This is a genomic window from Granulicella sp. L56, assembly GCF_009765835.1.
Classification (GTDB): Bacteria; Acidobacteriota; Terriglobia; order Terriglobales; family Acidobacteriaceae; genus Edaphobacter.
Window position 1 is genome coordinate 858198 of record NZ_LMUS01000001.1, and the last position, 19773, is coordinate 877970.

At 57.5% G+C, this 19773-nt stretch carries 18 protein-coding genes and 1 tRNA gene; 7 read left to right on the forward strand and 12 right to left on the reverse strand.

Translation table 11 applies throughout. From position 1 onward, the window contains the following. The first annotated feature begins 413 nt into the window (after positions 1-413). Positions 414-2666, forward strand: a complete 2253-nt coding sequence (locus tag GSQ81_RS03470) for a CHAT domain-containing protein (protein ID WP_158909307.1) — start codon at positions 414-416, stop codon at positions 2664-2666. Between the two features lie 426 nt (positions 2667-3092). On the opposite strand, the gene GSQ81_RS03475 is transcribed toward GSQ81_RS03470, so the two are convergent. The 6 genes from GSQ81_RS03475 to GSQ81_RS03500 form a co-directional block, all read right to left on the reverse strand. Beyond that, the gene (locus GSQ81_RS03475; protein ID WP_158909308.1) at positions 3093-4259 is read right to left on the reverse strand and encodes an IS91 family transposase; all 1167 of its coding nucleotides are present in this window, start codon (positions 4257-4259) and stop codon (positions 3093-3095) included. A 17-nt stretch (positions 4260-4276) separates the two neighbouring features. Beyond that, complete coding sequence (locus tag GSQ81_RS03480; RefSeq protein ID WP_158909309.1) at positions 4277-5161, reverse strand: site-specific integrase; 885 nt, start codon at positions 5159-5161, stop codon at positions 4277-4279. 173 nt (positions 5162-5334) lie between these two features. Next, positions 5335-5673 (reverse strand): helix-turn-helix domain-containing protein, encoded by a 339-nt coding sequence (locus GSQ81_RS20320; protein ID WP_371715214.1) that lies wholly within the window; start codon positions 5671-5673, stop codon positions 5335-5337. Between the two features lie 78 nt (positions 5674-5751). Further along, the gene (locus GSQ81_RS03490; protein WP_158909311.1) at positions 5752-6762 is read right to left on the reverse strand and encodes a site-specific integrase; all 1011 of its coding nucleotides are present in this window, start codon (positions 6760-6762) and stop codon (positions 5752-5754) included. 130 nt (positions 6763-6892) lie between these two features. Further along, positions 6893-6979, reverse strand: a tRNA-Leu gene (locus GSQ81_RS03495). A gap of 105 nt (positions 6980-7084) precedes the next feature. Further along, positions 7085-7723: an IS630 family transposase gene (locus GSQ81_RS03500; RefSeq protein WP_158909312.1), complete on the reverse strand. Its 639-nt coding sequence runs from the start codon at positions 7721-7723 to the stop codon at positions 7085-7087. A 128-nt stretch (positions 7724-7851) separates the two neighbouring features. On the opposite strand from GSQ81_RS03500, the gene GSQ81_RS03505 reads away from it, so the two are divergent. Next, positions 7852-7989, forward strand: a complete 138-nt coding sequence (locus GSQ81_RS03505) for a hypothetical protein (protein WP_158909313.1) — start codon at positions 7852-7854, stop codon at positions 7987-7989. A 245-nt stretch (positions 7990-8234) separates the two neighbouring features. On the opposite strand, the gene glgA is transcribed toward GSQ81_RS03505, so the two are convergent. Then, the gene (glgA, locus tag GSQ81_RS03510; protein ID WP_158909314.1) at positions 8235-9683 is read right to left on the reverse strand and encodes a glycogen synthase GlgA; all 1449 of its coding nucleotides are present in this window, start codon (positions 9681-9683) and stop codon (positions 8235-8237) included. A gap of 74 nt (positions 9684-9757) precedes the next feature. Here glgA and rsmA point away from each other — a divergent pair, with 74 nt between their 5' ends. Continuing rightward, positions 9758-10567 (forward strand): 16S rRNA (adenine(1518)-N(6)/adenine(1519)-N(6))-dimethyltransferase RsmA, encoded by an 810-nt coding sequence (gene rsmA, locus GSQ81_RS03515; protein ID WP_158909315.1) that lies wholly within the window; start codon positions 9758-9760, stop codon positions 10565-10567. Between the two features lie 283 nt (positions 10568-10850). Here rsmA and GSQ81_RS03520 read toward each other — a convergent pair whose 3' ends face one another. From GSQ81_RS03520 to GSQ81_RS03535, 4 genes are all read right to left on the reverse strand, one after another. Further along, entirely contained in the window at positions 10851-12458 is a 1608-nt protein-coding gene (locus GSQ81_RS03520) for a FecR family protein (protein WP_158909316.1), read from the reverse strand. Between the two features lie 57 nt (positions 12459-12515). After that, positions 12516-13229 carry a hypothetical protein gene (locus GSQ81_RS03525; RefSeq protein ID WP_158909317.1) on the reverse strand — a complete coding sequence of 238 codons (714 nt, stop codon included), beginning with the start codon at positions 13227-13229 and terminating at the stop codon, positions 12516-12518. Next, complete coding sequence (gene ruvC, locus GSQ81_RS03530; protein ID WP_158909318.1) at positions 13226-13735, reverse strand: crossover junction endodeoxyribonuclease RuvC; 510 nt, start codon at positions 13733-13735, stop codon at positions 13226-13228. The genes GSQ81_RS03525 and ruvC overlap by 4 nt, the downstream gene beginning before the upstream one ends. Before the next feature lie 229 nt (positions 13736-13964). Next, positions 13965-14735, reverse strand: a complete 771-nt coding sequence (locus tag GSQ81_RS03535) for a thiazole synthase (RefSeq protein WP_158909319.1) — start codon at positions 14733-14735, stop codon at positions 13965-13967. A gap of 244 nt (positions 14736-14979) precedes the next feature. On the opposite strand from GSQ81_RS03535, the gene GSQ81_RS03540 reads away from it, so the two are divergent. Both GSQ81_RS03540 and GSQ81_RS03545 read left to right on the forward strand, forming a co-directional pair. Next, on the forward strand, positions 14980-16290 hold the full coding sequence (locus tag GSQ81_RS03540; RefSeq protein ID WP_216846375.1) for an MFS transporter: 1311 nt from the start codon (positions 14980-14982) through the stop codon (positions 16288-16290). Between the two features lie 375 nt (positions 16291-16665). Then, on the forward strand, positions 16666-16887 hold the full coding sequence (locus GSQ81_RS03545) for a DUF3185 domain-containing protein (RefSeq protein WP_158909320.1): 222 nt from the start codon (positions 16666-16668) through the stop codon (positions 16885-16887). 21 nt (positions 16888-16908) lie between these two features. Here the strand turns inward: GSQ81_RS03545 and GSQ81_RS03550 are convergent, their stop codons facing one another. Further along, the gene (locus GSQ81_RS03550; protein ID WP_158909321.1) at positions 16909-17181 is read right to left on the reverse strand and encodes a metal/formaldehyde-sensitive transcriptional repressor; all 273 of its coding nucleotides are present in this window, start codon (positions 17179-17181) and stop codon (positions 16909-16911) included. A gap of 156 nt (positions 17182-17337) precedes the next feature. On the opposite strand from GSQ81_RS03550, the gene GSQ81_RS03555 reads away from it, so the two are divergent. Both GSQ81_RS03555 and GSQ81_RS03560 read left to right on the forward strand, forming a co-directional pair. Then, positions 17338-18783, forward strand: coding sequence for a carbohydrate porin (locus tag GSQ81_RS03555; RefSeq protein ID WP_254059964.1), 1446 nt, complete (start codon positions 17338-17340; stop codon positions 18781-18783). 20 nt (positions 18784-18803) lie between these two features. Beyond that, positions 18804-19724, forward strand: coding sequence for an A24 family peptidase (locus tag GSQ81_RS03560; RefSeq protein ID WP_158909322.1), 921 nt, complete (start codon positions 18804-18806; stop codon positions 19722-19724). Positions 19725-19773 lie beyond the last annotated feature (49 nt).

Here is a 19773-nt window from a genome sequence, read left to right on the forward strand (position 1 = left end):
CAACCTAAATCAAAGCCACAACAGCCCGATCACCCACACGCGAACGCGTCCGCCGCACAGCGGCTTCGTTCAAGTCGGCTTGTCGGAAGTGATCGCTAACTTCTGCTAACGGCGTTTCACGGTACTAATCCCGTCGTACCGCTTAGCCAGCGCTCAATGAGCGCATCGGCCTGTTATCAACAGTTGAAGAATCATTCACCTGTCCGAGAAGCACGACTTTTCGGCAACTGAGGAGGAATGCTTTTTCGTGGTTCTAACCTATAGGGTGGCTGGCGGGAACAGCCCGCTGAGGAAGGTGCGAAAGACGCGCCGGCTGGAGCTAAGAAGGAAACCTCCTCCCCCGCCGATTAGCATGGAACTTACTGGAACTGATCGACCATCGGTTGCCATAAATTTGCGGAGCGTCTGGTGATATGGCAAAAACCAAGAAGATAACGCGACCAATGCTGCAAAAAGCGATTCAACGGATCGGAGGCAGCATGGAACGGGCTGCCATCCCGAAGCCGGAGGTGATCAAGAGAGCGTCCAGACGCAAGGAGCCCCGGTGGCGGCTTGACGATGTCTACACGGCTGGAACGATTCTGTATGTGGTTGTCTTGGATAAAGAGCACGCAGGAGAGTTCACGTTCTTCCAGGGTTTTAGCGACAACGCGCTGAGCGCCGCGGGAACCCTCCGGCACATCTGCGAACTGCCCGCACACAGCGAAGAGTTGTTCCAGGAGCGAGCGGATACCGCGCGGGCACGCATGGGTGGACGATCCGGGTATGCGATTCTTCTTCTCGACGAGGAGTTCCTAGCGGAGTTTCCGGCTCTTCCTGGCTTTGTGTGTGTGATCTCCAACAAAGACAATCGCGAGCGTGTTGCCGCTGCGATTGGGGCCCGCAATGATCCCCATTGGCGGCACGTCACTACGATGGAAGCGCCCACGACGGAATCGAAACTTTGGGAACTGGACCGGGGGTACTTTCATGACTGGGCCAAGGAGGTGGTGAAGGGGCACATGGCGCAAACGCAGCAGGCAGACCTGCAGGATGGTGATTTCAAGCCGGTTGTCCTTCGCGAGACGAGTGTTCTTTCGCTGGCAAGTCGTGGGCACAACATTGTGACGCCAACCGAGAGCGTGTTCCTTTCGCTTGGTTACTCCTTCGATCTACCAGATGACAGACTCGCCGGTCACGAGGACGAAGCCTTCGCGAGCGCTCTCGTGACGCAGGCCAATGCGTTAGAGACCCAGTTAAGCGAACTCACGGAGAGCTCAGAGAGGCCACAGGGCGTACCAAGCGTCATCGTTACCGTCCCCTCGGTCTTTCGTCATTTGAAGCCGAAGATCGCCGAGAAGATGACGGAAAAGGAGTTGCGCCGCGTCTTGAAGGCGGTGTTGCGCCAGGCTCAGTACATCGCGTATCGGGCAACCCCAGAAGAATTGAAACTGATCATGGAATCTCCTGTGGCGCAGTCGGTCATGGCAATGCGAGCGAAAGAGCTTTATCTATACACAGCGGCGCTGACTGTTTCCGCGTGCAGTCTGTGCTGCCCCGTCTTGCGCCTTCCACCGCAGGTAGACCGGGTGCGCGACCTGCTGCTTGGGCTCGCCATCCTGTCGCGGAAAGGCAACGCGACGCAGAGGCGCCGGAACCAGATCGCGATTCGAATCGGAGATTCGCTCCGGTCATCGATTCCGACTGTCCTCCTGACCAAGCTCGATACGTATGCGGATAGGGGCGTGAAGCTGATTGGCGACGTTCCACTGGAGCTGCTTTCCATCGGTGGGCTTCCGTTGTCGCTGAGGTGCAGTGTGTCGCGCCTCCCGACACTTCCCGGCAACCTGATGATGCGTCACTCGCTAATGCGAAAGCCATCGTTTCTGCATCCCAAAGATTTCCACGATGTTCTGGTGGTCCGCTCGTTCGCTCCTGACGATCCAATCCGGAATCTTCTGGAGGTCTCGATCAAGGTCTGCCTCCCGGCCGGCAGCAAGGTGAGGGTGAAGTTCGTCGATGTCTCCACAGAAGAAGAGTTCGCGCAAGCTTTCAATAACTTCGACGGAAAGATCGCTATCTTCGACGGCCATGGAACGCAGTCTCCGGAAGATGCGCAGGGAGTGCTGTCGGTCGGCTCGGTGAAGATCAATCCCTTCCAGTTCTACGGAAAGGTGAGGTTGCCCGCAATCGTGCTTCTGAGCGCCTGCGAGACGCATTCGCTCGGGGGCATTGAATCCAGCGTGGCAAGTGCCCTACTGTTTATGGGCGCGTGGTCTGTACTTGGTACGCTGGCACCTGTCGATGCCCGGGCGTCCGCGATGCTCATCGCGAGATTCCTGTTTCGCCTCGAAGCCTTCTTGCCTGCTCTTCCGGGCGCGATGAACTGGACGGAGGTCGTGACGGGCATGCTACGGATGAGCTATGCGACGGACCTTCTGTTCAAATTTGAAGAGCTGCACGGTATGAGGCCCGGGAGCCTGCGGGACGTGCAAATGACCGCGAACATGGCAATTACCATGAACGATCCGGCGTGGTTTGAGAAACTGCTGGAAGGGATCGCGAAGAAGACAAACGAACCGTTGGCGAAAGTCACCGAGCGATGGCGAGACACCTGTTATTTCACAGAGACGCTTCGCCATGTGCATTTGGGGAGCCCGGAACATATCTTTGTTGGTCCCGAATGACGGCGTCGAGCATAGACAGCCTTTCCCGTCAGCGAGCCGTCTGAGTTGACGCGAAATCGCCAATGCACTCACCGATCCGGATTGGTACCGACAAGTCTTAGTGCTGTATGTGGACCGCCCGTTTCCGACGCGTGGAGTGACGCCTGCTGTGAGGGCGGTTCGCATACAGCGACTTGAAGGAAGCCGCTTTTCCGGGGTTGCTGATCTATGGGAGTTGAATGCAGTTGGAGTGGTTCTGGTGGTCTGGGGGCAGTGGGCTGTCGTGTGTAGAGAGTGCTGTACCCGGGCGTTGGTAGCAGCGGACGAACTTCAGCATGTTGGCTGAGAGTGGCGACAAGAGCAGGCGGCAGCTGCGAGAGTCGCTGAAGACGCGAGCCGGTTGTGCACGCGCAAGCATGAGGTTGGAGCGAGGCTGGAGTCGGAGGTTCATGCGGCTTGTCTGTGTGCGTAGGGTGGAGAGCGAGACAGCAGTTGCGCGGCTTTGAGCCGTTCGATGACGCGCATCGTTCCACCGCAGAGCGGGCACTTGGGAAGGTCTACCGACCGGGCAGGTTGTTGAGGAGCCTGGGTTGATCGATCGGGTGGACTGCCAAGCAGCCTGAAGCAGAGCGGCAGCAGTGTGGCACGTTGGCGGTTAGCAAGGAAACCGAAATTGCGGATGCGCACGAAGCCGCGTGGCAGCAGGTGCAGAAGGAAGCGGCGAAGGAACTCGTCGACCGGCAGGCTCATGACGCGCTTCTTGTTGCCGTGGGCGGAGTCTCGCCAGCGGAAGCTGACCTGGCCGTCGGAGAGGGTGACCAGCCTGCTGTTGGCGATGCCGACACGATGGGTGTAAGCGCCCAGATAGCGCAGGGCATGTTCCGGTCCGCCGAACGGTCGCTTGGAGTAGACAACCCAGTCGTGACGGAACAGGACTCTGAGCCAGGCAGCGAAGCTGCGTGGCTCGGCGAGCGATGCAAGTTGACCGTGGAACTCGAGCTTGCCTTGTTGGAACGCGGCCTTGAGACCGGCGATGAACTTGCCGCGGAAGACACGTCCGAGCACCTTGACCGGAAGGAAGAAGGTGCGGCGTGACGAGATCCACTCGGTGTGGCCAGGTGCGAGACCGCCGGCGGCGATGACGCAGTGAACGTGCGGATGATGCTGCAATCGCTGGTCCCAGGTGTGGAGCACGCTGAAGAAACCGATCTCGGCTCCAAGGTGTCGAGGATCGCGTGCGACTTCGAGCAGCGCAGCAGCACTGACGCGGAACAGCAGGCCATAAATCAGCCGCTTGTTCTGGAGTGCCAGCGGAGCGAGTTCGCGCGGCAACGTGAACACGGCATGGACGTAGCGCGTGGGCAGCAACTCCTGTTCGCGCTGCTGGAGCCAGCGGATGCGGGCGTTGCCCCGGCACTTCGGGCAGTGCCGATTGCGGCACGAGTTATAGGAGATGGCATGATGTCCGCAGGCCAAGCACTGATCGCGATGGGCACCGAGAGCGGCGGTGCGGCAACGCGTGATGGCAGTCAGCACCTTCTCATGCTGTCCGTTGATCCATCTGCGGCTGCGGTCGATGAAACCCTGTCCTGCGTAGCGAATGATGTCGGCCATCTCCAGTGGAGATCGGCTTAGACGCTGCGTATGGCTTCTCCTGATGTTCCAAGCTGAAGCATGTCGAGGGGACTTGCGGTCGCGCTCAAATGCTTCTTCGAGAGGTGCAGGTAGATGGTGGTCTCTTCAAGATCGCGATGCCCGAGCAGGACCTGGATGGTGCGTAGGTCGGCGCCGGCTTCCAGCAGGTGCGTCGCGAAGCAGTGGCGCAGGGTATGCGGGTGGATGTGCTTATGCTCGAGGCCGGCGCGGAGCGCGGCCTGCTGGCACGCGGTCCAGAGCACCTTGGTCGTTACTGGGCGGCTCGATGTATGCCACCGGTTGCCGGGAAACAGCCACTCGCTCGGCTTGTGGCGAAGCCCGCGCCAGTAGTTGCGCAACGCTTCGAGCAGCGCCGGACTCAGCATGACGTCGCGGTCCTTGCGTCCCTTGCCTCCGCGAATGTGAACCACCATCCGCTGGCTGTCGATGTCGGCCACCTTCAGTCGAGCCACCTCTGCCCGTCGCGCTCCTGTGGCATAGAGCGTCATGACGAGAACGCGTTGGAACGGGGTCTCGGTCGCATCGATCAGGCGAGCAACTTCCTGCTGGCTAAGGATCTCCGGAAGGTGCAGCACCTTCTTCGGATAGGGCGTCTCGGCGGCGCTCCAACCTCGCTTTAGTACCTGGATGTAGAGAAAGCGCAATGCAGCCAGCCGTTGCGTGACCGTGTTGGGAGCAAGCTTCCAGGTACGGAACATGGCTGCCTGATACTCCCGGATGTGATCCAAGCCGAGCTGATCGGGTGGACAATGAAAGTGCTGCGAGTAGTGCTCGACGGTGCGGATGTAAGCGCGAATCGTGGACGGAGCGTAGTTGCGGCGCTCCAACTCTTCCAGCATGATCTGACGTAGATGGGTCACAGAGAATCCTCCTTCTCTGCGACAAACGCTAGATCATCACCTCAACTGCTGGCCCAACGCACGCGAACGCGTCCGCCGCACAGCGGCTTCGTTCAAGTCGGCTTATCGTCAGTAGTGTCCTCGGCAATGAGATGCACGTCTATGAGACACCAAAGAATAGACCGCAGCGTTTTCTACTGAGATCGTTTGGGTGCCCTCAGTTTGGCGACGATTCCCGCGTCCTGTAGCTTTCGACCAAGTTCGTCGTCCTTTGCCAGAAGTGTGAAATCCCCTTCCAATCGCAATGCTTGCATGATCCGAACATAGACTCCCAACGCAACGGCGGGGTCTCCCCGCTCAGCTTTAGAAAAAGTGCGCAGACTGATTCCTGCGCGTTGCGCAACAATCTCCGCTGAGTATTTACGTCGAAGGCGTGCAAGCTTTAGACGAACTCCGAAATCGCCGAGCAAGCGGGAGACTCTCGGAAGGAGTGATGGTGTCGTTCTTCCCATAACAAGCATTATCGCGGACATAGACGCCTGGCATCATGCTTTTTATTGCTCGTTACACGGCGGGCCGCAGTCGGAAATTTGATACGCCAGAACCCGCTGTCACAAGCCACTAACGGCCGCATGAAGAGACTTCTCGCCCAGATGCGCGTATCTCGCGCTCATTTGGATCGTCTTGTGTCCTGCGAGCTGTTGAATTACCTTCAGATTTTCGCCGCGCATCGCTAAGCGAGAGCAGAACGTGTGCCGGTTGTCGTGCCATCGGTAGTTCACGATCTTGGCATCCTCCATCGCGGGCTTGAACCAGTCCTTCGGATTCTTAATCGGGAACACCAGAGCATCCCGGCTCGTGGACTTCGATCGGCGAGCGAACTCCTCCATCGCCTTCATGACTGCATCATTCATGGGAATCATGCGCGGAGAGCCATTTTTCGTTCGATCAAGATTGATCTCGCGACGCTCAAAGTCGATGTTCTTCCATGCGAGCGTGTACTGCTCCGAGAGCCGCATCCCCGTGCCAAGCGAGATGCTTAGTTCCGCCTCATGTTCAGGGAATCGTTCTCGGATGGCATCGCGGAGCTTTGTTTCCTCGGCCTCCGTGAGGAATCGAATACGGCCGTTATTTTCGGCTCGTTGGCGAACAAGCCGGGCCGGGTTGCTGGCGACCTTGCCATTTCGAAGAGCCTCTCGAAAGATGAGCGAGAACAATGCGCGGTAGCGGTTTGAAGTCGCAGGTGTCTTTGTGGCGCGTGTGAGCCAGGCGTCGATGTCGGCAGGCTTGATCTTGTCGACTGGTGTTTCGCCGAAGGCCTCCACAATCTTCTTGACTCTGATCTCTACGCTTCGGAAGTCGCGATGATGCTTTTTGCTGAAGACGAGGATGTCGTCACAGAGCGTCTTGAAACGGATCGAAGTATGCCGCATGTTCTCCGGCATCTTGATTCCTTCTCGGATTTCGTTCTTACGTTTGATAAGGAGATCGCCAGCGGCTTTCTTGGTTCCAACCTTCTCGCGCTTCAGAACTCCATCGACCCGATAACGAATCCAGTAGATCTTGCTTCCAGGTTCACGTTCCCAGACGCCTCGTACCTTCTTCTCGTCTTTTCTCGGCATAAACGAGCCCTCTGACAACAAGGTAGCAAAGTATCACCAGAAGTATCACCAGCACAATTTGGACATGAAAAAACCTCTCAAGGTGAGAGGCTTTGGTCATTGGAAGCTATTCATTATCAACATGTTGGAGTGGTGCCGGGAGGGGGGGTCGAACCCCCACGAGGTTGCCCTCGGCGGATTTTGAGTCCGCTGCGTCTGCCAGTTCCGCCATCCCGGCTGGATTCACTTTTATTATATAGAGTTTTTAACTGCACTCATTCCTTCAACAGCCATTTTCTCCATCGCGCTTAGGAAATAAATAACTAGAGCGTATTCCTCTTTGCTATAGAGCATTGAAGGGGAGCCTGAACCCGGCATGAGCGTCTTGTGGCCGGATGTATGGAAGAAGGTCGGCGATGGCTTGTTCGAGCGCCTCCGCTGTTCTTGCTTTGGCGGTGCGGAGCAGATGTTTGAGTTTGGCCCATGCTTTCTCATTCGGGTTGAGGTCGGGTGAGTAGGGCGGCAAGTAGAGCACTTCGGCTCCGACGGCTGCGATTCGTTCGCGAACACCGGTTACCTTATGCGAACTGAGGTTGTCCATGACCACCACATCGCCTGGTCTGAGTGCGGGGCAGAGAACATGGTCGAGGTAAGCAAGGAAGATCTCGGCGTCAGTGGCCGCCTCGATGGTCATGGTGGCGATCATGCCGTTGAGGCTCATCGCACCGAGGATGGTAAAAATCTTCCAGTTTCCCTCTGGCGTGGTTTCATGCACGCGAACACCGCGCGGCGCTCGCGCATAGCGCCGGGTCATCTGGGTTGAGACGCCGCTTTCATCGAGGAAGATCAACTGTTCCGGCGCGATCGACCGGAGCCGGCCGAGGAAGACTTCGCGCCGCTTGCGGTTCTCTTCGGTGTCGCGCTCGACGGCGGGGAGCGACTTTTTTTCAGCCGCAGACCCAGTTCCCGAACCACCCGCCACATCTGTGTCTGGCTAATCGTCACCCCGGTTGTGCGCTCTAGTTCCTCACGCAGTTCACGAAGAACCAGGTCCGGCTTGGCCTTCAGCAACGCCTTCACCTGCACCCGATCCACACGGCTTGGACGCCCATGCCTGCTCTGCGGAGCACGCTCCATCGCACCGCCACGCTGGTGCGCAGCCGATACTTTCCACGCCCACCACACGCTTACGCCGAATCGCTCCGCGAGTTCGCGCAACGTTCCCTTACCCGCCGCATGGGCCTCTAACAACTTCCTCCGCAGATCATCACTGTAAGCACGAGCCATCCTTCCAGCCTGCCCCCAAACCCAGCCGCTGCAAAGAATCAAGCTGTATACCTATAAGGAATACGCTCTAGTGTCCCGAATCTAACGTTCATTACATAACTCCTGTCATCCTGAGCGAGCAAAGCGAGTCGAAGGACCTGCATTTTCTGCAAGACGGGAGCATCTCAGCACCATACAAATAGGCCACGAATTTCAGATTCAACACGCTAGCTTCGATTTTGGATGATCCGCTCATAAATCCGGAGATACTCCTGGGCCGGTTTGTCCCAGGCGAAGTCCTGCGCCATTCCGCGCTGCATCATTTTTGTCCATGCATCCTTGTCGCGAAAGACTGTCAAAGCTCGTTGCAGAGCGTCCAGCAACGCATCGGCGCTATACCCCCAGAACTTGAAGCCATTGCCTCCGCCATCCGGCTGTTCGTCGATTGTGTCTTCGAGTCCACCCGTGGCGCGGACGACAGGAACCGTGCCGTACTTCAGGCTATAAATCTGGTTCAGCCCGCAAGGCTCGTAGCGCGAAGGCATCAGGAACATGTCTGAACCCGCCTCCACTTTGTGAGCGATGACATTGTCGTACTTCACCTGCACCCGCACCTTGGAAGGGTAGCGCTCTGCCATCTCAGTCAGCAGACGCTCGTAATACTCTTCGCCGTTGCCAAGCATCACCAGAACCATATCTTCCTCTACTAGCTTGTCCATGATTTCGACGATAAAGTCGAAGCCTTTCTGCGTAGCAAAGCGCGAGACCACTCCAATCACGGCAGTCTCATCTCCTACGTCCCGCAGTCCAAAGGCATGGAGCAGGTCACGCCTGCACTCTTTCTTCCCTGCCAGATCGTCGGCAGTGTAGTGACCAGCGATGTTCGGATCGATAGCAGGGTCCCACTCTTCATAGTCGACTCCGTTGAGAATGCCAAAGAGATCGCCACTCCGTTGCTGTAAAACACCCTCCAGTCCGTTGCCGAACTCCGGCGTCTTAATCTCTTCCGCATACGTGCGGCTGACTGTCGTCACGGCGTCAGAATAAACGATGCCACCTTTTAGAAAATTGACCTTGTCGTCCTGCTCAAGCTTTTCGAAGGTGAACATATCCCACGGCAGCAGCAGCGTCTCCATCGTCCGCGGCGGAAACCAACCCTGATAGCCCGCATTATGAATGGTCAGCAATGCGGGAACATGCCGCAGCACCGGATCGAAATAATAGGTCGAGCGCAGCAGCACCGCCAGCATCGCCGTCTGCCAGTCGTGCACATGGAAGACGTCCGGGATGCCCAACACCTTCGATGCCTCGATCACAGCGCGGCTCAAAAGTCCAAACCGCTCGGCATTATCTGGATAGTCGCCCGAGGGAGTCGAATAAAAACTCTCGCGATCGAAAAACTCCGGGCAGTCGACAAAGTACATCTGCACGCCCTCCGTCACTCCCCCATCGAGAACGCGGACAAAGCGGTTGTACGACGGATACGGAATGGTCACGCTGTGCAGAACCACCGCAGCGCGCGGCACGGCCTTCGCCACCTGCCGGTAGTACGGAATAAACACGCTGACTTTGTGGCCCAGCTTCACCAGGGTACGTGGCAACGCGCTCACCACGTCTGCAAGTCCGCCAGTCTTCGCCCAGGGAGCGCACTCCGATGCTGCAAATACGATATGCATTCAGTCTTCCTTTATCTTCGCCGCCAAACCGTTAGTCTATACAAAGACCGGCGTGGTCAGACACTCTTCCTTGGATGCACATGAAACGTAAACCAAAATTCGGCCAGAATTTCCTCATCGACGACACCGCCCGCCATGCTATCGTCGATGCCCTCGGCGATCTCCGCAACCGCACGGTCATCGAAATCGGCCCCGGCCACGGCTCCATCACCGAGATCCTCGCGGACCGCTGCCACCGTCTCATCGCGCTCGAGCTGGACCCTGCTCTCGCTGCCGAATTGACCTTCCGCTTCCGCAATCAGCCACAGGTGCAGATCATCCAGGTCGATGTCCTCAAAGCCGACCTCCGCGCTCTCCTCCCCGAAGGCGAGACGGCGGACGTCATCGGAAACCTGCCCTACTACATCACCTCCGACATCCTGTTGAAGCTCTTCGCCGCGGGCAGCGCGGGCATCATCGCCCGAGCCGTTGTCATGATGCAGCGAGAGGTCGCCGACCGCGTCTCCGCCGCACCGGGAGTCCGGGACTACGGCCTGCTCTCCGCCACGGCGCAGATGAACGCGCAGGTAGAACACCTCTTCACGCTGCCGCCCTCAGCCTTCTCGCCGCCGCCCGACGTCTACTCCACGGTGCTGCGCCTTCACTTCGCGCCGCGTTTTGCCGAGTTGGGTGTCGATGCTCCGGGCTTCGATGCCTTCCTGAAGCAGACCTTCGCGCAGAAGCGCAAGACGCTGCAGAACAATCTCCGTGCCGCCGGATACTCTACCGAACAGCTCGCCACAGCATGGCCAGCCAGTATTCCTCCGCTGTCACGCGCAGAGGCGCTGCCGCTGGAGTCACTGGCCCAGCTCTATAAGACGCTGTCACAGATGAAAACTCACTAGGCTGTATCTGATCAATCCGTATTTGCTTCTGGGTACCCCAAGGCTTCAGCCTTGGGTCTCTCAAAGTCACCCAAAAAGCGGGGCTTCAGCCCCCTGGGGTATGTCTTCTTTACGGCAGCATCAGCAGCCAATGGATTCGTCAGACACTGTCTAGTCCCACCCCACCCCAACCGCACGTCATCTCGACCGAAGCGAAGCAAAGTGGAGAGACCCCTGTATTTCGCCCTTCTTCTTGTCGTTGCCTGATCTTCTGACAGCTTTAAACAGGTTCCTTGCAGCCCCGCTATTTATGCGAAGCTGCCGGAGCACTCGGTGCCGAATGCGAAGCCGGAGCAGGTGACGGAGAAGAATAGTGCGGCTGCTGAGGCGGTGGAGCGTAATGAGGCTGAGGAGCATAGTGCGGCTGCGAAGGCTGCGTGTACCGAGGCTGCTGCGGCTGGACATAATGCGGCTCTGCCGGACGCCCCTGCTGCTGCGGTGTCCCCTGCCTCATCTCCTGCTGCGGGCGAACCGAGCGCTGCTCTCCCGACGGCTGAGGCCGCTGTATTTCTCCCGGTCTCATTCCCATCGCTGGGGTTCCCCTCTCAGGCGCAGCGCCGTTGCCCGACCCAGAGCGAACACTCGCTCCGTTCACCGGAAAGTCTCGCCGTAACGATGCGCCAACCGGACGCGTTGTTCCTCTGAAAGCTGCCGAAGCACCTTGAACCGGACGTATCGGCTCCACCATACGTCCTGCAATGGTCCGCATCCCCTGTACCGGACGCACATGCACCGGGTTCTCGATCGGGTGGCCCACATGGATCGGGTGCGCTCTGCCCGGAGCATGCACCGGTATAGACCGGATGCGATAGTTTCGCGGGAAGTTCACGATGTTGATCGCATAGCCTCCGCCGCCGAAGCCCCAGCCGCCAAAGCCGCCGCAACCGATTCCCGGCTGCCATCCCCATCCAAAATCATCCCAGTACGACCAATTGCCGCAGCGATACGGCGTCCATCCCCAGTCATAGCCAGAAGCCCACACATAGCCGCTGCCCGGATACCACACCCAACTCCCGTAGCCATAAGGGTCAAAGCTGGCGTCCATCGCTACATTCGGCTGCCATACCTCGCCCTGACCGGGAACGTTGTACCAACTTCCATTCGCATCCAGATCGGACCAGCCATAGCCAGCCTCGCCCGCATAGCCGCCGCGCACATCGGTCTGGTCCGCCGTTTCACTCGCTGCGGCGGTGTCGCGGTCATCGTTCCACTTGTCCCAAGAGCTTGGCGAAATCTGTTGCGTCAACTGGTAGCGTCCAGCGTCGGCGGCATCTCCGGTCAAGGTCTCACCTGAGTTCAGATTCGTCTTATAGCCTTCTCCACTCGCCGAACCACCGTCCACCTGCGCCGTTCCGTCCAGCACCGATACCACCGCCGGCGGTTTATCCATGTCGATGCGAACCGTCGCGTCCGCGACCGGCGAAATCTGTACTCCACCCGCGTTGATGCTGTAGGCGAATTTCTGCGCTGCGCGCAGTTCGGCGTACATCAGCCCATTCGCCAAGGTAAGGCCGGTGGTCAGATTACCGTTCGCATCCGCGGTCAGCGTCGTCAGTTCCAGCGAGGTATTCGGCGTCAGGCGCACCACGCTGCCGTCTTCGAACTCGATCTCGGCCTGCCCATCCTGGCCCGTCGATACCCTTACGCCTTGCGGCAGCGGCATATTGACCTGTGCCGGATCGCTGCCCGTGTTGTCGATATGGTCGATATTGACGGTGCCCTGCAGGAAGCTCAGCCTGGCCGCGCGGACCTGAGGATTGTCCGCTCGGGCCTCTGCCATACCTCCCGCAAACAGCAGGCAGAACGCCGCCACCATTACCACCCAGCCCATGTACCGTCTACGCTTGTCCATGACAACCTCCAGACAACCTTCAGCCTAAGGTTAGACATTCTTTCTTAACCCAAAGCTTCATATCTTGTTGCTTTCAGCCTGCTCCAGCAATTTGGTTGCCTGTGACCGAACCCGCTGCATCACTGCCCCATCCCCGGCAATCGAGGTCAGTACCGGTGCAATCGTCCCTAACTCTAACGCATGTCCCATCTTGACCGCCTGCACCAGTCCGTTCATCTCCTCATCCAACCCCAGCCGGTCGTAGCGATGCAGAAACTCCAGCCTGCGCCCCTCGTCCAGAGTGAAAGCGATAAAAAGAAAGGTGTCTGTCAGCCCACTTACTTCTTTGTTATCGGAGTAGTTGTAGGTGCACGATCCTGCGCCATCCGCTCCCGCATAACTCAACGTCTTCTTGCCTGTGTTCGCAATATTCTTCGCCTTCGCCTCGCAAGCCATATCAAAATGGGATAGGTCCCGTGCGGCTTTGAAGATCTTCTCAACCGTCGGCGCGGTCAGCTTCAGTGGGCGGTCAATGTGCTTCGGCGAGGCATACTGCACCGCCCCCCTGTCCGCAGGGCTTTCCGCCTCATCCGCCTGATAGCTGCCGGTCCCATCCTCATTGACCAGAAGCGTAAAGCGCGGCACGGGCAGCCCCACTCGCTCAAACTGAAAGCTGACCTCGGCTGGCTTTGCAGCGACCGCGACCTCCGTCCCAGTCGATTGAGCGGCAAGGGCAAGCCCGGAAGAGATCGCCAGCCCAACCCCGACGATCGCCCGTATGGCAAGCCTCATCGACGCACTCCCTGCAGCAGCAGCGTCTGTGCCGTATGGATGTGACAGATCGCAATCGCCAGCGCGTCGGCAGCATCCGCAGAATCGAGCTCGTAGTCGATCTCAAGCAGCCGTTTCACCATGAACTGCACCTGCTCTTTCGCCGCCAGCCCATAGCCGACGACGGAGCTTTTAATCGACAGCGGAGCGTACTCGGCCACCGGAAGACCGCAGGTCGCGGCGGCCAGCATGGCCACTCCCCTCACCTGCCCCAGCTTCAGCGCCGACTTCGCATTAGCGGAGAAGAACACCTCTTCGATGGCGACGATCTCAGGTTGATGTAGAGCTATCAGCCCTGTCAGTTCGCTATAGACCTGCGCCAGCCGTAGCGGGGTCTTCTCTTTCTTGTTCAGCCGAATGGTTCCAGCGGCAAGGTGAACCAACCTGGGCATCCGAGCGTCGCAGTCCACCTCTACCACGCCATAGCCGGTAAACTGCGTGCCGCAATCGATCCCAAACACCCGCATGGGCGAAGTTTACTGCATTTTCACTTACCCGCCAGCTATCGAGGTTGAGTCGATGACTGTCGCCCCACGCCTGATGCCCGCGAAAGATTTCATCAACCAAGCCAGCAATTGGGCAGGCATCCTTTATTTAGTTAAGTACTAAACTATTTAGTCACTCAACTATTTAGTGTTTCAACTATTCAAGTCTGAACTTCCTGCTTCCGACAGGAATGATCCAATAGGCCGAACGTTATCGAGAGATTCCCTCGAGAGGCGAGCTGGCTGTGGCGTATAGTTTGCGCGGCATTCGACCGGAGAGGAACGCCTGCCTCCCTGCCAGCACTGCGTGCTGCATTGCCTCCGCCATCAACAAAGGGTCTTTTGCCTGGGCGATGGCCGTATTCATCAGCACGCCGTCAAAGCCCAACTCCATGGCTACCGTGGCGTCCGATGCCGTGCCGACACCGGCGTCGACTATCAGAGGAACCTCGGTGATGAGCTCGCGGAGGATGCGCAGGTTGGCCGTATTTTGCAACCCGAGACCGCTGCCGATGGGCGCGCCGAGAGGCATCACTGCGGCTGCACCGGCATCGATCAAACGTTTAGCAAAGACAATATCATCAGAAGTATAGGGGAGAACTGTAAAGCCTTCCTTCACCAAAACGCGGGTTGCGTCGAGCGTCGCCTGAATGTCGGGATAGAGGGTCTGCTGGTCGCCGATGACCTCGATCTTGACCCAGTCGGAGAGTCCGACCTCGCGGCCTAGACGCGCGGCGCGGATGGCCTCGTCGGCGGTGTAGCAACCGGCGGTGTTAGGCAGAAGGAAATAGCGTTGCGGATCGATGAAGTCCAGCAGCGACTCGCTGGAGCGATCGAGGTTGACGCGACGCACCGCGACCGTCACCATCTCGGCGCCTGAAGCCTCGATGGCTGCCTGCGTCTCCGGGCCATCCTTGTATTTTCCGGTACCGACGATAAGACGAGACTGAAAGGCTCTGCCAGCGATGACGAGGGGGTTCATATGTCTATTCTAAAGCCGCGCTGCGAAGGAGAGGCAAGCGTTCGAGATAATCCCTTTTTGGTCAGATAGATAACTTATGGCGCTATCGATGACCTTCCTGTGTGGTTCGCAGATGATTTGGCGGTATCTTTCTGGGGGGCATAAAAACCGGTCAATGAAATAAGATTGCAACGACTTCGGCTAAGACGTGCATCCGCCCGCAGATTTCTAAAATAATCAGTCACAGGAAGGGATAAGGTCGGCATTGAATTTACCGCCTGTAGTCCTCAGTACATCTGATTCGGCCTTAAATCGTGCGATCTCGCGAACTATCAGACGGCTGGCACCGTGCCTGATGCTTATGTACGTCGTCTCATTTCTCGACCGCTCGAATATCGGTTTTGCAAAACAGGCGCTGGAGAAATCGGAAGGCATCTCAGAAAGTGTCTACGCATTAGGCGCGGGTCTGTTCTTCATCAGCTATTCGTTATGCGGATTTCCCAGCAACCTGATCCTTCATAAGGTGGGGGCGAAAAGGTGGCTTGCTCTCCTGATGGTGGGCTGGGGAATCGTGTCGATGGCCACCATGTTCGTGAGCGGCGCTACTTCGTTTTACCTGTTACGGCTGTTGCTCGGAGTGTTGGAAGCAGGGTTTTTTCCCGGCGCAATTCTCTACCTGACCTATTGGTTCCCCAACAAGGTTCGTGGGCGCGTTCTTGGACTGTTCTACCTGGGTGTTCCGCTTGCGCTCATAGTGGGCGGACCGCTCTCGGGTCTGCTGCTTGAGATGCGCCCGCTGTTCGGGCTTCAAAGCTGGCAGTGGATGTTTCTGGTGGAAGGCTTCATGGCAGTCGTTCTCGGGCTGGCTGCATTTTGGTATCTGGATAACAGGCCGTCGAATGCCTCATGGCTGCCAGTTGAGGAGAAACAAGCGCTGGCGGATGCATTGGCGCTCGAGGAAGAGGAGCGGCGCTCCGCCGGGCCTGCGAAGCTTCTCCCCATGTTCCGCGATCTTCGAGTTATGCAATTCCTGCTGATCTATACGCTCATTCAGACCAGTACCTACGGGGCAATTTTCTATATTCCTGCGGAGATCTCGGCCCTTCTGCATAAGCCCGTGGGGATTGAAGTCGGCCTGGTTTCGGCCATACCCTGGATCTGCACGCTGGCCGCGGTCTATCTCCTGCCGCGAGCTGCCGATAGGTTCCACAAGCATCGTCAGTTCGCATCGCTGACCATGCTGATTGCGGGGTGCGCAAGTTTTGCATTTCCCACTGCCGGGCCGCGCATAGGACTTGTCACACTTTCGCTTGCGGTGGCTGGCTTTATTGCCGTGCAACCGCTTTTCTGGATGTTTCCAACGGAACATCTGGCCGACCGCGCAGCGGCAGGCGGTATCGCACTGATAGGAATGGGCAATCTGGGCGGATTTCTTGCACCCAACCTGAAAATTTGGGCCGATGAGTATTTTGTCTCACAACATGCAGGCTTGTATCTTCTGGCCGGACTTACGATTTTAAACGCGGGTTTGATCGCACTAGGGAAAAATCGCCGCACAGCTAAAAGCGCAATGTGAAACTGTCATTGGCTACGCTACGGTTCAAATGACAAAACGGCCCGCGCTCGAAAGAGGAGCAGCAGGCCGTTTGGGTGATCTGTTGAGATTGACTTGAGGCGTCCACTTACTCGGACATTGGGCCTCGGCGGAACTGCTGGTTACTGCAAACGCCAGGACTAGAGCAAAGGACGCTCTAAGCCTCAGTCACCTCACGTACGTTGATGCAACTATTACTGTCAATTTTCATAGGCTAGATCATCCTCCTTTCCCGTGTAGGTTGAGGCTACTCCTGGATGGAAACGGAATCAAATCGGAGTCTTTCGTACATCTGGCGGCGGCCATGGAGGCATCGTAAAGACGTTGCATAAATATTTGTAGTGAAAGGTGTTGCGCATGAAAGCTGCAACGATTGTAGGAATTCTCCTGATTATCCTTGGAGTCATCGGCTTCGCCGTCGGCGGCGTCAGCTTCACCCACACGAAGAAGGATGTGGACATGGGTCCACTCCAGATCTCGCATCAATCGAAAGAAACCGTTCCAATCTCGCCGATCCTCAGCACTATTTCACTGATTGCAGGCGTTGGTCTGGTTGTAGTGGGAGCCAAAGCTAAATAGTTGCAGGCTCGCTTCAAAGGTTCATTTTAGGTATGCGCGGACCAGGTCGATTAACTCTTCGCCTAAATCCGGTGTCAGGGGAGCACGTCCGTCTTGCAGAAGATGCAGACGGATGTGGTCTTCGAGCACCTCGGCCATCAGTCCGTTGATACCACCACGGGCGGCGGCCAGCAACATCAGCACGTCCGTGCAGTTGTCCTCGGCAACGAGGGTTCGCTCCACTGCATCCATCTGCCCTCGAATGCGCTTGACGCGGTTCAACAATTTCGTCCGTTCTCTTGAAATTTCCGCCACGTTCGTTCTCCTAAATACCCTAAGGGGGTATACTATCTGGGTTGCGCCGCTTCCGGCAAGCTCTTCCAGAGCGAAAACACACCTTCGGATAGGAAAAAGACAATTTACATGGTGATTCGCACTCCATTCATGGACAGGCTTGAAGATCGAACTTCAATGGCGCGAAAGTTTACTTTGAGTTTCCTGCTTCTGGGATTGCTGCTGATCACTGCTGCGCGTGACGTTGTGGCCCAGCAAGCGGCTGCACTGCTGCCCTCCGAGCCTGCTCCGCAGCGGGATGTCACGCCTGCCCCTGCGAATGCGCCCACTCTGTTTCCACACTCGGACCACTCGCGCTACCTGATCTCCGGTCAGGCGAACATCATCTTTCAGGGACATGGGCCGTTCCACTCGACGTATGAAGGGACGAACAGCTTTCTGAGCCGGGGCGAGTATAAGATCTCGCTGCTGGGAACGCTGTTTCTGGGGGCGCAGCTCAACAAAAACCCGAAGAGCGATACCGACGTGATTCTCGATGTCGAATCGTCAGGCGGCCGCGGCGACAGCGAAGCTCTAGGGTTGGCTGGTTTTACGAATTTGGATGTTGTGAGGAATCCGAACCTGGGCTCGACGCCTTATATTGCACGGGTTCAACTGCACCAGACCGTTGGGCTGAGCAATAAGCTCGTGGACGCCGACCGGACGCAGTTCTCGCTGGCGACCGAGGTGCCGGAGCGGAGGTTGGAGTTCCACGTGGGCTCGATGAGCCTGCCCGACTACTTCGATATCAACAGCATTGGGAGCGACAGCCATCTGCAGTTCCTCAACTGGACTGTCGATAACAGCGGAAGCTGGGACTATGCCGCCGACACGCGCGGCTACACCTATGCCGCCGTGGCCGAGTATGACGACAAAGCCTGGTCGGCGCGCTATGGCGTAGCGCTGATGCCAAAGGTAGCTAACGGCGTCGATCTCGATTGGAGCCTGCGCCGGGCCAGCGGACAGAATATGGAGTTTGAGCTGCGGAAGTCGCTGCTGGGTAGACTGGTCAGCCCGGACCGCAAAGGGACGATCCGCGTGCTGAGCTTTGTGAATCATGCCCACATGGGGCTTTATCGCGATGCCGTGAAGGCTTATCTCGATGGCATCGACAAGAAGCCCACGATCACGCTGCATGAGAAAGATGGCGAGGTTAAGTACGGCTTTGGATTGAATGCAGAGCAGGAGTTGACGCAGAATCTGCGCGTCTTTACTCGCGTTGGATGGAACGAGGGTCAACATGAGTCGTTTGCCTATACCGAGGTCGACCAGACAGTGGAGTTCGGCGGAGATTACTCGGGAAGGGCGTGGGCACGGCCGAACGACAAGATCGGCCTTGCGTTTGTAAGCAATGCGATCAAGCGCGACCACCAGAATTATCTGCGCCTCGGCGGTCTGGGTTTTCTGCTTGGCGATGGCAACCTGAACTACGCTCGCGAGGACATTCTGGAGGGCTACTACAACGTTCATGCGTGGAGAGGCGTTTATTACGCGCTGGATACGCAGTTTATCGACCATCCGGGCTACAACAAGGACCGGGGGCCGGTGCTGGTGTCGGCGTTGCGGATGCATGTGGATTTTTAGACTCGCCGTATACTTCTGGCGTGACTCCACTTATCGCGTACGAAGCCGTGGGATTTTTCCTGGGCCTGATCTTTGGCAGCTTTTTGAATGTCTGCATTGCACGTCTTCCACAGGGCAAGTCGGTCGTCCATCCACGCTCACAGTGTCCCAATTGCGGAGCTGAGATTCGCTGGTACGACAATGTTCCGGTGTTGAGCTGGCTGCTGTTGCGTGGCCGCTGCCGCGACTGCAAGCACGCGATTGCGCTGCACTATCCGCTGGTGGAGATTGGACTGGGGTTGTGGTTTATGGCGCAGGCGGCGGATATTTACATGCTGCTTTATTTTTCCAAATCGCATGATCTGGTGTCGGATGTGATTGTGCATGTTGGCGTTGCGTTGCTTGGGTTTCTGCTGATCGGGTTGATGGTGATGGACTGGCAGACGCAGTTGCTTCCCGATGTCTTTACGCTGGGGGGCATCGCGGTTTCGTTCCTGCTGACCTGTACGCGGGCGATCTTTCTCGCGCCAAACGAGGACGACGTGATTCTGCACAATCAGCAGATTCAGATCAGCAGCCCGGGGAGCTCGGCTGGACAGGGAAATGTGTTTCTCACCGGGCCAGAGAGATTGCTGGGAGAGTGGCTGCTGGCGGTTTCCGTGGCTGTGGTGATTCTGTTAGTCGTCCGCTGGCTGTACCGGGTGCTACGACACCGCGAAGGCATGGGGCTGGGTGATGTAAAGCTGTATGGTTTGCTGGCTGCGTTTCTCGGCTTCTGGCCAGCTACGCTTGCGCTGTTTTTGGGGGCACTCCTGGCGAGTGCCTATGCTGTCGTTCTGCTGGCGCGAGGCAAGGCTAGAGGAGCGTCGAAACTTGCCTTTGGGAGCTTCCTTGCAGCGGGCGGATTGATTGCGGCGCTTTACGGCGAAAAGCTGATTAATGCATACAAAACACTGCTCTAAATGTGCAACCGAATACCGTCAACAACTTGACACTTGACCGTCGCAATCT

What these genes read in the sequence shown, in the direction of transcription:
- GSQ81_RS03475 (WP_158909308.1), bottom strand. Translation starts at nt 4,259, where the DNA reads ATGGCCGACATCATTCGCTACGCAGGACAGGGTTTCATCGACCGCAGC.
- GSQ81_RS03545 (WP_158909320.1), top strand. Translation starts at nt 16,666, where the DNA reads ATGAAAGCTGCAACGATTGTAGGAATTCTCCTGATTATCCTTGGAGTC.
- GSQ81_RS03520 (WP_158909316.1), bottom strand. Translation starts at nt 12,458, where the DNA reads ATGGACAAGCGTAGACGGTACATGGGCTGGGTGGTAATGGTGGCGGCG.
- GSQ81_RS03505 (WP_158909313.1), top strand. Translation starts at nt 7,852, where the DNA reads ATGCCTGCTCTGCGGAGCACGCTCCATCGCACCGCCACGCTGGTGCGC.
- ruvC (WP_158909318.1), bottom strand. Translation starts at nt 13,735, where the DNA reads ATGCGGGTGTTTGGGATCGATTGCGGCACGCAGTTTACCGGCTATGGC.
- GSQ81_RS03470 (WP_158909307.1), top strand. Translation starts at nt 414, where the DNA reads ATGGCAAAAACCAAGAAGATAACGCGACCAATGCTGCAAAAAGCGATT.
- GSQ81_RS20320 (WP_371715214.1), bottom strand. Translation starts at nt 5,673, where the DNA reads ATGTCCGCGATAATGCTTGTTATGGGAAGAACGACACCATCACTCCTT.
- GSQ81_RS03555 (WP_254059964.1), top strand. Translation starts at nt 17,338, where the DNA reads ATGGCGCGAAAGTTTACTTTGAGTTTCCTGCTTCTGGGATTGCTGCTG.
- rsmA (WP_158909315.1), top strand. Translation starts at nt 9,758, where the DNA reads ATGCACATGAAACGTAAACCAAAATTCGGCCAGAATTTCCTCATCGAC.
- GSQ81_RS03535 (WP_158909319.1), bottom strand. Translation starts at nt 14,735, where the DNA reads ATGAACCCCCTCGTCATCGCTGGCAGAGCCTTTCAGTCTCGTCTTATC.
- GSQ81_RS03490 (WP_158909311.1), bottom strand. Translation starts at nt 6,762, where the DNA reads ATGCCGAGAAAAGACGAGAAGAAGGTACGAGGCGTCTGGGAACGTGAA.
- glgA (WP_158909314.1), bottom strand. Translation starts at nt 9,683, where the DNA reads ATGCATATCGTATTTGCAGCATCGGAGTGCGCTCCCTGGGCGAAGACT.
- GSQ81_RS03525 (WP_158909317.1), bottom strand. Translation starts at nt 13,229, where the DNA reads ATGAGGCTTGCCATACGGGCGATCGTCGGGGTTGGGCTGGCGATCTCT.